The 14,718-nt window shown below is 35.6% G+C and carries 8 protein-coding genes and 3 pseudogenes; 6 read left to right on the plus strand and 5 right to left on the minus strand.

The window, feature by feature from the left end:
• Window positions 1–139: 139 nt before the first annotated feature.
• The 5 genes and pseudogenes from QWZ06_RS14250 to QWZ06_RS14270 all read right to left on the minus strand — a co-directional run bounded on the left by QWZ06_RS14250 (window position 140) and on the right by QWZ06_RS14270 (window position 7,548).
• Window positions 140–3,420: pseudogene (locus QWZ06_RS14250) on the minus strand (cytochrome c biogenesis protein).
• A gap of 496 nt (window positions 3,421–3,916) precedes the next feature.
• Window positions 3,917–4,534, minus strand: coding sequence for a Crp/Fnr family transcriptional regulator (locus QWZ06_RS14255; protein WP_353959973.1), 618 nt, complete (start codon window positions 4,532–4,534; stop codon window positions 3,917–3,919).
• Between the two features lie 30 nt (window positions 4,535–4,564).
• Window positions 4,565–5,209, minus strand: a complete 645-nt coding sequence (locus QWZ06_RS14260) for a cysteine hydrolase family protein (protein WP_290298946.1) — start codon at window positions 5,207–5,209, stop codon at window positions 4,565–4,567.
• A gap of 124 nt (window positions 5,210–5,333) precedes the next feature.
• Window positions 5,334–5,834, minus strand: coding sequence for a hypothetical protein (locus tag QWZ06_RS14265; RefSeq protein ID WP_290298948.1), 501 nt, complete (start codon window positions 5,832–5,834; stop codon window positions 5,334–5,336).
• A 25-nt stretch (window positions 5,835–5,859) separates the two neighbouring features.
• Complete coding sequence (locus tag QWZ06_RS14270; protein WP_290298951.1) at window positions 5,860–7,548, minus strand: DUF8202 domain-containing protein; 1,689 nt, start codon at window positions 7,546–7,548, stop codon at window positions 5,860–5,862.
• Between the two features lie 522 nt (window positions 7,549–8,070).
• Between QWZ06_RS14270 and QWZ06_RS14275 the strand changes: the two are divergent.
• From QWZ06_RS14275 to QWZ06_RS14300, 6 genes and pseudogenes are all read left to right on the plus strand, one after another.
• Window positions 8,071–10,671: pseudogene (locus tag QWZ06_RS14275) on the plus strand (FtsK/SpoIIIE family DNA translocase).
• Window positions 10,672–10,768: 97 nt separating this feature from the next.
• On the plus strand, window positions 10,769–11,074 hold the full coding sequence (locus QWZ06_RS14280) for a hypothetical protein (protein WP_290298953.1): 306 nt from the start codon (window positions 10,769–10,771) through the stop codon (window positions 11,072–11,074).
• 11 nt (window positions 11,075–11,085) lie between these two features.
• Window positions 11,086–11,229 carry a hypothetical protein gene (locus QWZ06_RS14285; RefSeq protein WP_290298956.1) on the plus strand — a complete coding sequence of 48 codons (144 nt, stop codon included), beginning with the start codon at window positions 11,086–11,088 and terminating at the stop codon, window positions 11,227–11,229.
• Between the two features lie 145 nt (window positions 11,230–11,374).
• Window positions 11,375–12,021, plus strand: a pseudogene (lolA1, locus tag QWZ06_RS14290) (outer membrane lipoprotein periplasmic chaperone LolA1).
• A 108-nt stretch (window positions 12,022–12,129) separates the two neighbouring features.
• Window positions 12,130–13,587, plus strand: a complete 1,458-nt coding sequence (locus tag QWZ06_RS14295; protein ID WP_290298958.1) for an LptF/LptG family permease — start codon at window positions 12,130–12,132, stop codon at window positions 13,585–13,587.
• Window positions 13,588–13,900: 313 nt separating this feature from the next.
• Complete coding sequence (locus tag QWZ06_RS14300) at window positions 13,901–14,698, plus strand: hypothetical protein (protein WP_290298960.1); 798 nt, start codon at window positions 13,901–13,903, stop codon at window positions 14,696–14,698.
• The last annotated feature ends 20 nt before the right edge of the window (window positions 14,699–14,718 follow it).

Genomic DNA, 14,718 nt, shown 5'->3' on the forward strand with positions numbered 1-14,718 from the left:
TAACCTTGCGAACATCACGTTAAAATAAATCTTTAAAGTATTTCATTATCTATAGAAAAGAACAGTTATACTTTCATCTTTTTATGCAAAAAAATCCCGGAAGTGGATTCCGGGATTTTAAATAATATGTTGAAAAAAATTATTTCTTTGTTAAAACTTTAAACTTGAAATAAGATACAGCTGCTAAAGTAATCATGGTTGCGATTCCGATGTATACCCAAGCTGGTACTGGTACCGGATCACCTGCAGCATATGAGTGAAGCCCGCTCAGGTAGTAATTTACTCCAAAATAAGTCATTACCATAGAACAGAAAGCAAACATTGTAGCTACGTGGAATGCCCATCTGCTTCTTAATCCAGGAACTAATCTCATGTGTAATACAAAAGCGTACACCATAATGGAAATAAAAGCCCATGTTTCTTTTGGATCCCAGCTCCAGTATCTACCCCATGATTCGTTTGCCCAGATACCTCCTAAGAAGTTACCTACCGTTAAAGCAAAAAGACCAACTGTTAATGACATCTCAGAAACGATTACCAATTCTTTCAATGTTGTATCATGATGAATTTTGTACGTGTCTTTGTTTGAAATAATATAGAACACCAAAGATAGTACGGCAATAATCATGGACAGAGCAAAGAAACCGTAACTCGAAGTAATGATTGCTACGTGAACGATCAACCAGTAAGATTTCAATACCGGAACAAGCGGCGTAATCTGTGGATCAAGTGCCGAACCTCCATGCGCAAATCCCATCATGATAACAGCTACCATAAATCCTGATGCAGGAATCAGTGCATTGGCATTTCTATAAAGAACCAAACCTGCTGTGATACCCACCCACGAGATAAAGATAATTGCTTCATATCCGTTACTCCAAGGAGCATGTCCTGAAATATACCATCTTGCTACAAGGCCTAAGAAATGGAAAATATATCCAATTAAACCAATAGCAATAATTACTTTAATGGTTTTATTTAATATTTTATTTGGTTTAAATAATTCTACAAATCCAAGCATCAAAAGAAGTCCGCCGATGATAGTATAGAAAATCAATAGTTTAAAATTGATATCCGCAGTATTCATGAATACTTCAAGATCTACTTTAGATTGATCAGGAATAACTGCTTTTCCCCATTTCTTCTGATACTCTGAAAGCTTTGCCAACTCAGTGTCTGCTGTGCTCCAATTTCCGGATTTTTGTGCTCCGATTACTTCTGAAAAATAAGGCCCCATTACTTGCTGAGATTCCATATCCGGTTCAAATTTTTGATCCAACCATGAATGCCATGTATGGTTAGCATCATTTTTTACAGGAACAATTCTTAAGAACTGACCGCTGAAAAATTCATTGAAAATCTGAACTCTTTCATTAAGTTTAATTACTTGCTTGTCATATTCAGATTGGTCTGCCGGTTTTTTAGCAAAAGCCGTGTTATAGTCTTTTTCCAGAATATAAGTTAACATTCCTGTTCTCTTATCTACCGGGAAGAGATTCAATAAAGAAGTGTAACCTTCTTCGTCAGCTTTCGTCTTTTTAAGAAGTTCTTTCCCTCCTTTTTCATCAACTTTGATTAAAGGAACTGATGTCCAGCTTTCTGTATCTGTATTAATAGAGAGGAACCATTGGTTAGCATCCAGAGATTTCCCGTCTGTTCCTTTGAATTTGTCACGCTTGTAAAGTTTTCTTAAAACCTCTAAAGCCTGCGTATTCATTGGAATAATTCTTCCTTCAAAGTTCTGAACCAAAAGGTAACCGAATTTATTTGCGTGTTCCTTACTGATTTTGTTTTTAGCAATGATTTCATCTGCAGAGATGGTTCTCATTTTCCCCATTGGAGAGGCTAATGAGTTCTGTTTTATCTCACTATCCTGCTGCGTTTGAGCTTGAGCTTCAGGAGCCGGTGCTGCATGTGTATGCCCGTCACCTTCTACATGTACATGTTCTCTGCTTCCGTCAGTAGTACCATGTGTTTCAATTTTTTGAGCATTTACCCCTAAGCTTAAGAATAATAAAAGTACTGCTGCTGCTTTCTTTTTATTAACGTCTTTCAGCATTTTATTTAATTTCCAGAAGTGTGTTCCTTTCCAGAAGAAAATCACAAACATTCCTAAGAATAATAATCCATAGCCAATATAAGAAACTAAAGTTCCCCAAAAATCATGGTTTACAGATAATACGGTTCCCATTCTGTCCGGATCAAAGCTTGACTGGAAGAAACGGTATCCTTTATAATTTAGAACGTGGTTCATATAGATTTTATAAGGCGTTTCTTTTCCTTCATCAACAATTTTCACATGGCTTTCATAAGCACTTGGTGAACTACTTCCAGGATATGTTTCCATCACGAAGTCATCCAATTTCAATGCAAAAGGAGTATTGTAGACTTTTGGCCCGTATCCTACCATAATGTTCAAACCATCCATTGTGATTTGTTTGTATGCATTTGGATTTCCTCTTTCAACGGAAAGATCAACCAATTGTTTTGTTTTTGGACCCTGCAGTTCAATCTGAAGCATGTCTGGGACACTGGCATCTTTCTTTCTATCTCCTTCGATAGCCAATAACTTACCTTTTTAAGACCTTCAGGCACTACAAGCTTTAACTCATTGATGCTGTATAAGCTTCTCAATGCTAAAGGCTGGAATTCGTCTTTTACAGTATTTCCGGTAGCCTGTGTTGCCATAGTCATATAGCTTGCATCTACAGGAGTCTTGATGAATAATTTACCACCTTCGTTTTTGAATTCTACAGCACCATCAATCGGTCTGTTGAAAGTTACCAAAGTTCCATTGATGGATTTTGTTTCACCCGCTTTGATATAAACATTTTGTCTTCCTGTTTTTCCTGTTGAAACAAGGTGAAGATATTCAGTTCCATTAGGTTCAGCCAATAAGCTGTCTTTTTTTCTTTGAATATATTCTTTTGCAAAGATTTTCACTTCTTTTCCGTGGAAGTCATAAGTGGCATTAAGATCTTTGTGAAGTGGAGACATCAGGTAAGGAATATCCTGATAGTTAAGGACGTCTCCTTTTTCCTCGATTTGGATTTTAAGGAAGTTTTTATCCGTTACAATCTCGTTGGAGGTTTCTCCTTCTCTGATGTGCATTTGCCCCTCAAAACTGATGTATCTTGTGATGGCACCACCGATAAAAATAAAAATAAAGGCAAGGTGAAAAACCAAAACCGGCCATTTATCCTTTTTCCATAGTCTGTATCTTCCGATATTTCCTATAAAGTTAACGATAAGCAGCACCATAATGAGTTCAAACCATTTCGCCTCATAAATTAACGCTTTTGCTGTAGGAGTTCCGTAGTCGTTTTCTAAGAACGTTGCATAGGCCATTGCGAATGCGTACACCAGTAACAATACAGCCATTGTCCTGGTTGAGATAATAATATCTTGGAGCTTCTTCATGATTTAATATATACTTGACATGCAAAAATAAGGATGATAAACCATAAAGAGCTGAAAAAAAGCTGTTTTTTATCATTTTGGAGCCCGTTTTACTTATTTTGAATCATTCTTAATAATATTGGAGTTATTATGAAAAAATCAATTTTTAACACCGAAGGAATACAGATTAATATTGCCTATAGCGGTGATTGAAGACTTCTATTTCAAGAGTGTTATTTTTAGGAAAAATAAAGCAAAACAGGGTTCGATTTATCTAATTTGAAGACATCATAACCAGCCCTTTGTAGTGTGTAAATCTTTATCAACTTTTGATTTTATTTCTGTGGTTCATCCATCTATTTTAGAGCTATTAAACCTTTCTATTCTATAAACTGAGGTACAAAAAATGATCCTCATTATAAACCATGGCAACACTGTTACAAATTTCAAGCATAAACACCTGATTATTAGTATTGGCAATCACTACTCCTAAAAATCTAACGACAAAATAAAGGTTCTATTTTTCCAATGAAATCCGTTTTCTGATCTTGCTTAAAAATTCATGGGTTATTCCAAGATAGGAAGCCACCTGTTGTTGAGTGAGCTTTTGTTCCAGTCCGGGATATTTTTGTAAAAACTCTGAATACCGTTTATCTGCTGTTTTGCCTGTTAAAGACAGAATTCTTCTCTGAAGAGCCACAGACGACTGCTGATTCATGATCCTGAAAAGTTTTTCGATCTGTGGCATTGTTTCATACAGTTGTTCCTTCTCCTTTTTTGAAATCATCAATACTTCACTATCCAAAAGCGCTTCAATATTTAAAATACTGGGAACGTCGTTAATCAGACTATCAATATCCGTAATCCACCAACCTTCTACTGCAAAATACAAGGTCTGTTCAAATCCGTTTTCATTCAGATAATAGACTTTGAAACATCCATTCAGCACAAATCCTTCAAAAAGACAAAAGTCACCTTCTTTGAGAACAACTGCTTTCTTTTTAAAACTTTTCCATTCAAAAGGAGCTGTAAACTGACTGAATTCTTCTTCCGAAAGATCAATGTATCGGCTAATATTTTTATAAAGCAAATCGAACATACTACTATTTAACAAAATAAAGATACCAATATTCATGATATCCTTATTAAATAATGCCTGTTTACCTTATTTTCCCTGTAAGAAATCTGGTGTATTAGTGATACGAGCATAAAGATTACCTAATGCAGATATTCCTGCCAAAAAAGACCGTTGGATTTCTGTTGCTTTTACGACCTGTCCATTGAGCTCCCGGTCTCTCGTTGCTGTGGCATCACCGATAATTGTATTATTAAAACCAAAATCAAAAGATGCTCTCGTGGTAGATTCTACGCAGACATCCGTCATCATTCCCGTAATGACCAAGTTTTTAATGTTTTTAGATTGAAGATATTGTAACAGATCTGTTTCTCTAAAACTGTTAGGAAAGTGTTTTTCGATCACTTTTTCGTCGGCTAAAGGAGAAACCAGTGAATGAATTTCTGAGCCGGCAGTTCCCGGCAAGAAAAAGGCAGCCCCATCGTTGATTGAGATATGGCGGATATGAATAACAGGAAGATTATTTTTTCTAAAATATTCCAAAATCTGCTGAGCGTTCTTACCAGCCCGTTCAGCTCCTTCCAAGGTCATTCTCCCTCCCTGGAAGTAATCATTCTGTACGTCGATAATTAATAATGCTGTGTTTTCCATTTTTATTTTTTGTTGTGCATTCATTGATACAAGTGATAGCAAAGCCAGACATAGCGTCATCATGCTTTTCAATATATTTTTCATTATTTAAACTTTAGGGTACAAAATTACTAGCTCCGAAACTTCTAACCTTTGAACTAGTTCAAAAAACACACCTTGATACAAAATAAAAGACCGGAGGAAAATCCTTCGGTCTCATATTCTATTTTTATTTCCAGTAACTCCATTTTAACCCATCAAAAACAGCCATGGTTTTACTCACTGTATCATAACAAATCATTCCCGGATATGGACTTTTAACATTGAGATGAGGATTGGCTACCTTAGGCAATATTAAAGCTTTATTAGCAGACTCCAGTACCAATACTCCAGGAACACTTGTAACAGGACTTCCGATAATTACCCTATTAGGCCCCGGCACTTCAGAATTGGTATTGAAAGTAACATTACTAATAGAACCGGCATCACTAAGTGCAATCCAACTAGAAGCATCTTTCATTTTTAGAATCTTATCATTTTTATCCATCAGAAGAGTTCCAGCTACAGCATCATTAGGTAATGTTTCTACAATAGGAAGCATTATACCATTAGTCGTATTAGATGCAAAATCCAGGATTCCGTCTCCGTCAATAGTTTCCTTACTTATTCCCACTTGTGCATTGGTAAAACCTGTCGCCAAAAACCCTATGAGTAGTATTATATTTTTCATTTTTCTATTTTTTAAACATAACCCGTTATTCATTACATGATCTTATGATGCAATTCCAAGAAGTACCATTGTATAACTTAAAGCAATTATCTGCAGTATCAAAAATCAACATTCCTTCTACAGGAACAGCAATATTGGCAGCAATAGTTCTGGTAATAACAAATCCTTTATTTTTTGATTCCAACGCTATAAACCCGTTCGGAATAATGGCAGGCCAGTTTGTCTGCAAGCCTGTATGATCTGTAATCCCAAATCTGGTCATACTATTGGGTGTTCCTATAGCGGCGTCTTTGGTACAATATGCCTGAAGATTGGTTCCGAATGTAAAATATTGATTCGCTGGAAATGTGTAATTGAAGACAGCTTTACCATTCACAAAACTTGTCGCAGAAATCATTTTTACATTTTGTGTAAATCCGGCATCATCTGCTACCATCATGAATACTTTATCCGTAGATAATATACCGGTATACTTTGAAAGATCTGCCTGTAACCATATAGGATCCTGATCATTCGTTTTCTGTGCCAGCCAGCTTCTTTGGATAATCTTTCCTGAAGTTGTACCATAATTAACCAATGCAAGAGCCTGAACATTATTATCTCCCATCACCAAAAAGGTTTTATCTTTAGAAAAAGGAGCTCTGCTCGCATCTGCACTCGGCACAATAAAATTATTGGAAGTAGCTGCTGTAAGCATGATATTATTTTCTTCATTAATGCTACTGCTTACTCTTTGGTTTAAAACTGACATATCATCTCTGGCTATCCCAAAAATATTATGATTAAAAATAGTATTTAAGCTAGAATTCCATGTGATTTCCGGTACAGAGTTTAGGTAATTTTGAGGTTGCTGCAAAGTAATCCCATACTTGATAGCCAAATAAGAATTTACCCTCTGCCTTTCTACCGGAGATTGTGTTTCCGAATATAGAATAAACTCACCCATCCTGTCTCCTGCCAATGAGGTGGAACCGGATCCAGCATCGTTATCCATCAGAAGAACCATTCCAGGATAATTATATATAGAAGAAATATCATTTGAAGGGCCTCCATACGTAAGACCATTGTTATCAAAAAAATATTTTACATCGCTGCCTACTATATCATTATAATAAGATTGAATACTGGGAACATTAGTTCCTACTGTATTGATAACATCTGTTCCAAAGAATACATCTCCAGATTCTTTTTCATTGTAAAATTCAGGACGGTTGGTTCTTGTTCCAAAAAACGGAGACTGCCAGATTCCGGCAATATCACTAGGATTGGAACTACGGGTTGTGCCATTCATCACAAAAACGGTTCTGTAGTTAGTAGATGCTGTTCTGGTAAGATGAGTGTACGAAGTAAGTGCTTTCGTTGTATCATCAGGAAATCCTAATGGAAATTTGAATCCGGATCTATAACCGCTGGTACTTACAATTTCTATGGCAGGGTTAAAATTAAAACTCGGAATTGATGTGGCAGAACGATAAATAGGTTTTGTATCCGCTCCGGGATCTGCATAGTAACCAGGCATTCCCTGGTTGGCAATTCCATTTACTCCGCCAATTTTCTGATTCTCCCAAATGGAGACCTGTGTATTATCAGTTGTGGTAGCTGTACCTGCATCAGCTCTCACCCATACCTGTAGATTTGTGGAAACCCCACCTGGAGACTGCGCCCATAACGTACAATTACCCAACAAGAATACAAAGAATAACTGCTTTCTCATTCATCTTTTTTTAATGTTTGTATCTATATTTTTTATTGGTAAATCAAAAAAGAATCACCAATTCACTAAGAAGCATGGAATATGGAAATCAGTTTTAGAATAAAATAGGTAAAGTTCTTTTTCTATCATGCACAACACCTTATTAATGTAATAAAGCAGCACAACATAAAAGCTATATTAATTTCATGCAGATCACAAATATATGAAATATTTTTTTTCAATTTAAGATCATAATTTATTCAAAAAAAATAATATTTTTAATATATTTTAAATGTAAAGTGTATTCTTTGTTTTTGAAATTTTATAGAAGGAATACATATCAATTAATATAATTTAACAGCTCTGTATTTGGATAAACAATAAAAATAACCTTACTTTTATTTCAGCCAATATTTGCAACACAAAATATTTTTAAATTAACTTGAAACAATCGCAGTAAAAAGTGGTATTATAAAATGTTTTTTGAAGAAAAAAGATTCTTTTTAGTATTGAAAAAACATTAAATTTGCCTCATTGATATTTATGGATAAAAAGACACAAAAAAAACCGACTGAATCGCCTGAAAAAGGCAGAATCTTATCTAAGCCCCGCATATTTTTCGGGCTTACTTTTATACTTTTCTCTGCTGTTCTCGCCTTATCATTCATTTCTTATTTAATGAATTGGAAAGCAGACCAAAGTCAGGCAGGAACCATGCTTGATAAGAGTATAAAATCTTCAAACATTTTTGGTAAAGCCGGAGATTGGTTTGGAAATATTTTCATATTTGAAAGCATAGGTATAGCCTCATTTATTATAGCATTCTTATTTTTGGTTGTTGGAACCATGATCCTTAAAAAGAAAATCTTTAAACCATGGAAAACCATTGGACATTCTTTGTTCTTTATTTGCTGGCTTCCTATTTTCATGGGAGCAATTACTAAAGGGCAAGGTGTACTTGGAGGAGTATATGGATATCAGATCATGGATTATTTAAATGCCATTATCGGATCTGTAGGACTATGGACTGTATTAGCAGCCAGCATCCTTTTATATTTTATTCTTGAATTTAATCTTCGCCCTAGTTCTATCAAGGCAAAACTAAATAAGATCAATGAAAATACCATTGGAAAAGTAAAATCTATGATGCCTGATTCTGATGAAGACTTTGAAGCAGATGAAGACTTGAAAGAAGAAATAGATGAAAGTGAAGAAAAAGAATTAACTCCTAATGTTACAGTAAGTGTTATCCCCAATTCTCCTTCCTCTAATCCAATCAATAAAGTTAAAGCACCAGAACCGGTAGATATTCCAAAAGGATTCCCTGAGGTTTCGGCAGCAAGCAACATAGAAACCATCACCACTCCTAATCATACTTCATTTGATAACGAGCCTCAAGAGGTCCCGCAACCTGTTAGCTTAAATCTTTCTACAAAACCAACCATTCCGGTTTCAAGCCCGGAAGAAGCTTTTGATATCAGGCCATCTGTTCCTGTTTCTGCTCCTGCACCTGTAGTTCCTGCAATGCCAGTGCCGGTAAAAGAAGATATAAAGTTTAATGTGGAAGTAGCACCCGTAATTGACATATTGGATGATAGTGATAAAAATCACAAGAGCTTATAGAAAAGCACGGTTTATACGATCACAAATTGGATCTTGCGAACTTCCAGATGCCTCCTGTTGAACTTCTGAAAGATTATGGTAACGAGGAGATTTCTATTAACAAAGAAGAATTAGAAGAAAATAAAAACAAAATCGTTGGACTTCTAAAGAACTTCAATGTAGGCATTGCAGAGATTAAAGCGACCATCGGCCCGACGGTTACTTTATACGAAATTGTACCGGAAGCTGGAATTCGTGTTGCTGCTATTAAAAAGCTACAGGATGATATTGCATTAAATCTTTCTGCTCTTGGAATTAGAATTATTGCTCCAATGCCAGGAAAAGGAACTATTGGTATTGAAGTACCAAGAAAAAATCCTACCATGGTTTCTATGCGTTCTGTGATTGCTTCTCATAAATTCCAAAATACAGACATGGATCTTCCGGTTGTTTTCGGAAAAACAATTTCCAATGAGATCTTTATGGCTGACCTGTCAAAAATGCCTCACTTATTGATGGCAGGAGCAACAGGACAAGGTAAATCTGTCGGGATTAACGCCATCCTTACTTCCCTACTCTACAAGAAACACCCAAGCGAATTAAAATTCGTAATGGTTGACCCTAAAAAAGTAGAACTTTCTTTATATTCAAAAATAGAAAGACATTATCTGGCGAAATTACCGGATGCTGAAGAAGCCATCATCACAGATACCAATAAAGTAATCAATACTCTGAACTCTCTGTGTATTGAGATGGATACCCGATATGACCTTCTTAAAAATGCTTTCTGTAAAAACCTTAAAGAATACAACAAGAAGTTTACAGAAAGAAAATTAAATCCTGAAAACGGACACCGTTTCCTTCCTTATATCGTATTGGTAGTAGACGAGTTTGCAGACTTAATCATGACCGCAGGAAAAGAGGTTGAATTACCGATTGCCCGATTGGCACAGTTGGCAAGAGCCGTAGGAATTCACCTTATTGTTGCCACACAAAGACCATCTGTAAACGTAATCACAGGTATGATTAAGGCTAACTTCCCTGCAAGAGCAGCCTTCAGAGTAATTTCAAGTGTGGATTCAAGAACAATCCTTGATTCTCCTGGAGCTGATCAACTGATTGGTAAAGGAGACATGCTTTACTTCAACGGTAATGAAATCTTAAGGCTTCAATGTGCCTTTGTAGATACCCCGGAAGTAGAAAGACTTGCAGAATTTATTGGAGAGCAAAGGATACTCATCGGCTTTCATTCTACCGGAATATGTTTCAGAAGATGCCAACAGTTCTGCTGTAGGAGCCTTCGATCCTAATGAAAAAGATGCATTATTTGAAGATGCCGCAAGAATTATCGTTTCTACACAGCAGGGATCTACTTCCATGCTTCAAAGACAACTGAAACTAGGATACAACAGAGCCGGAAGAATCATGGATCAGCTGGAAGCAAGCGGTATCGTAGGTGGATTCAATGGAGCTAAAGCAAGAGAAGTTATTATCAGCGATCTTCATTCTTTGGAACAATTCCTTGAAGATTTAAGAAATTAAATATTCATTAAAGCATTACTGCAACAAATTAATCCCGGGTTATACTCAAACAGACATAATCCGGGATTTATATAAATAAGATTCGATAACTATTATCATGAAAATTACAATTAAACAAACTATTAAATTAGGTCTTTTTGCATCTACACTAACATTATCTTCCTGCGCATTAAGATCCGTTCCCAGCGACTACACTTCTGTAAAACTAGATGTAATCGACAATAATACACTAGGAAACGGCAAAGTACTGATCTATAATGGTGCCGGAATACTTCATCAAGTAGACAACACGGCAAGATTAAATATTATGCTTGACAGTAAATCTTTGGGACAGATCAGGCCAAGAGAATATGTAATTGTTGACTTAGGAATAGGAAACATGAGTTCACTGCTCTTCATATAGATATGGTAAATATGAGAAGTAAACATTTGGTGGATATCAATGAGCATACTAAAGTTATAAAAATTGAACCCACCATTACATCTAACAAATTAACCATTACCAATATGCTTCCTGAAAACTTCGACAAGTATATTGAAAGACCGGAAACAAGATAATTGAGAAATAGTATCCTTAATACTTTCCGTCTTGAAAAAGGTTCTTTTTGGAACAGTTTTTGGAAGAATAGCAGTAATACAGGGGAAAAGGGTTTTTGCTTTACCCTGATAAGTTTAAAATTATCTAAAGATTATTAAATAAAAAATGAAAAATATTATTTCAAAAGTTATACTAGGAAGTTTTGTTGTAGGTGCAGTGGGTATGGCTAATGCTCAAAAGATAGATGCAAAAGCTAAAAAGATATTGGATGATATTACAGCCAACTATAATTCTAAAAAGAATTCTTACTTCAAATTTTCTTTTGGAAGCGGCTTGAATGGGCAGGTCAACAAAACAGAACCGGGAATTTATTATACCGCTGGAGATAAATACAAGCTGAAGATCATGGATACAGAGCAGATCTTCGACGGAAATAAGATCTACAACATCAACGCTGATGATATGGAAGTCACCATTGCAAAGCCAAACGGCAGCACAACCATGTTCTCCCCTATCAATTACCTTACTACCTATAGAAATGAATACAATGTAACGTATAACGGTAAGAAACAGTGAACGGTGTAAATACAGACTTTATTAAACTTACTCCGGTAAAAGCAAACGGAATTCAATTTGTTTATCTTTTTGTAGATTCTGCGAAAAAACAAATGGTAAAACTAGAACAGCACGGAAACAATAAAGATGTGGCTGTAATTGCAATCAAAGAGTACAAAGAGAACCAGGATCTGGATCCCAATATGTTTGTTTTTGACAAAAACAAGTTCAAAAACTACGTCATTACCGAACTTTAAAAGTTGAAAATCAAAATGGTAAATTCGCCTTTTGATAATTTCAGTTCAGAAAAAAAATAACAAAATATAAAAGCCGCAAGTTTGCGGCTTTTTGATTAATTTTGGCGCATGTTAAAAATACTAGACAGATATATCATAAAAACCTTCTTTGGACCGTTTTTCTTTATATTCAGCGTATTGTTTTTCATTTTCATTGTAAACATTATCTGGGTTCAATTGGGACAGTTTATGGGAAAAGGATTAAGCTACTGGCAAATCCTGAAACTTCTTTTTTACCTTGGGGTGAACGTTATCAGTATGGTTCTCCCGCTCACCATCCTTCTGGCGAGTATCATGTCATTCGGAGAATTTGGAGAACGTTATGAACTAGCAGCGATGAAAGCGGCAGGAATTCCTCTTACCAGAGTAATGACCCCATTATTTGGGATTACAACCATTCTGGCAATTATGCTGTTTTTCTTTTCCAACAACATTATTCCGGACTTCCAGAGAAAAGCAAAGAATATGCTTTTTAATATCGCCCAAACCAAACCTGCGATCAACTTTACTCCGGGTCAATTTATCGATCAGATTCCTGGGTATATGGTGAAATTTGACAAGATTTATGGAGAAAATGGGGAGAATATTGAAGGGGTATTTGTTCACAAAAAAGCCAATACATACGAAAACCAACAGTCTGTAGTGGCAGAAAAAGGAAAATTTGTTCCTGCAAGCAATAAGAACTTTCTAAAACTGATCCTTTATAATGGCTATGTAGTTGAAGATAACTTTGCCGGAAAAGGGGAAGCAGTAAGACTAAAGCAGCCCGATCAGGCCATTAAGTTTGATACTTTGGTAAATCATTTCGATATCAGCGAAATCATTAACAAAGCCATCGAAAAGGAGCAGATTACGGATGACTACCGTTTTGAAACCTATAATCAACTCAACAAGACCATTGCAACCAGCAAGAAGGAAAATGCATTGTTCTTTAAAAATATCGGAACAGATGTTTTAAACCAGACCAATACGGTAGTGGGCTATATGGATCAGGGTAATAAACCTAAAGTAACACCCAAAGCACAAGTAAAACTGGATACGGTAAAAAGTGATAAAAAGCTTGAGATGATCTACAGCTCTTATAATAGACTTGAGACTCTTAAATCAACACTCGAATCCAAAAAGAATGAATTCAGTACTAATGTGAAGTACTTCAGTAAGGTTGTTATTTATCAGCAGAGGTACATCTCTTATTCGGTAACCTGCCTTATTTTCTTCCTGATTGGGGCGAGTTTAGGATCAATCATCAGAAAAGGAGGAATGGGACTTCCGGTAATTATTGCTATTGTTATCTTCATCATTTTCTATGTGATCAATGTTGGAGTAGAAAACATGTCCTGGAGTGGAAAAATGAACCCTTATTTAGCAGCCTGGCTTCCTAATTTCATTCTTCTCCCATTTGGAATCTGGATGACCTACAAAGCACTCACCGATTCGCAATTGTTTGATGCAGAAAAATACAAAGCACTATTCAAACCTATTACCAAAAGATTCTCAAAAAGTAAAGAGCACCAGAGATATCAATAATTTCATAAAAACAAAAAGACCCGGAAAAATCCGGGTCTTTTTGTTTTTATGAAAGATGGAAGCTGGAGGCTGGAAGCTATTTATAAGTATATTATTAAAGTTGATTGTTAAAAGCAATTGTAAACACTCATTGCAATGGAGTCTTTTGGATCATTAAAAATGATTCCACGTCTCACCTTTTATCTTTAAATAAGCTCCGGTTATTTTGCAAAAAACAATTAAGTCCCATTTCTATCATCCAGTTTCTCTGCTTCTCAAAAATTATTTTTCTCCAATCAATAAAAGTTTATATTTGCACAAAACTAAACTGTACATGAAAAAAGTACTGGCTTTAAGCCTTTTTGCGTTGGTTTCCTTTAATGCTTACGCACAGGAAGATAACAATACGGATTATGAACTAAGAAAAGATGAAAAATACGGCTATATTATCGACAAAAGTGGTAAAAAGATCGAAGGAATCGTAAGATTGAACGGAGATGCCATGTATCCTTGGAATAATCAGAAAAAAGTAAAATTTGTTCCTGTATCTGATATTGATAAATCGAAGAAGAAGCAAAAATTCAAAACATTAGACACTGATGATATCAAGGAATATGTTGCTATTGATGATAACAACAATGAAAGACACTTCGAAAACATCAAGTATACCAATACTAAAGAAGGTTTCAATACTGCAACAGGCGGTTTAAGTGGTAATATCAAAGCTTTTAATAACCTTACAAAAAGTACACAGTTTGCTGAGATCATAGCAGATGGAAAAATTAAAGTATACAAGCTATATGGCTACCCAACTACATTCTCTGCCGGAACCAGTCAGATGGCAACTGCTGATGCAGAAACCAAGAGAATGAGAGAAACTCCCTCTTATATTTATAGCAAAAAAGGAGGCAAGGTTGAAGAACTTACTTTTGCCAAAGCTAAAATAATTATAGCAGATTGCAGCTATGCAAAAAGCAAGATGATCAGCGGAGCTTATGCCTCACTAAAGAATGATGAAAAGAAAAGATCCGGACTTGGCAGATTGATCAAAAGCCAGATTGATGATGTAACGTCAAACATTCCGGAAATTGTCAATGAGGTCATTGTAGATTACAATGAAAATTGTAAATAACCGATCTAATATAAAAAGAA

Source organism: Chryseobacterium tructae (assembly GCF_030409875.1).
Lineage (GTDB): Bacteria > Bacteroidota > Bacteroidia > Flavobacteriales > Weeksellaceae > Chryseobacterium > Chryseobacterium tructae.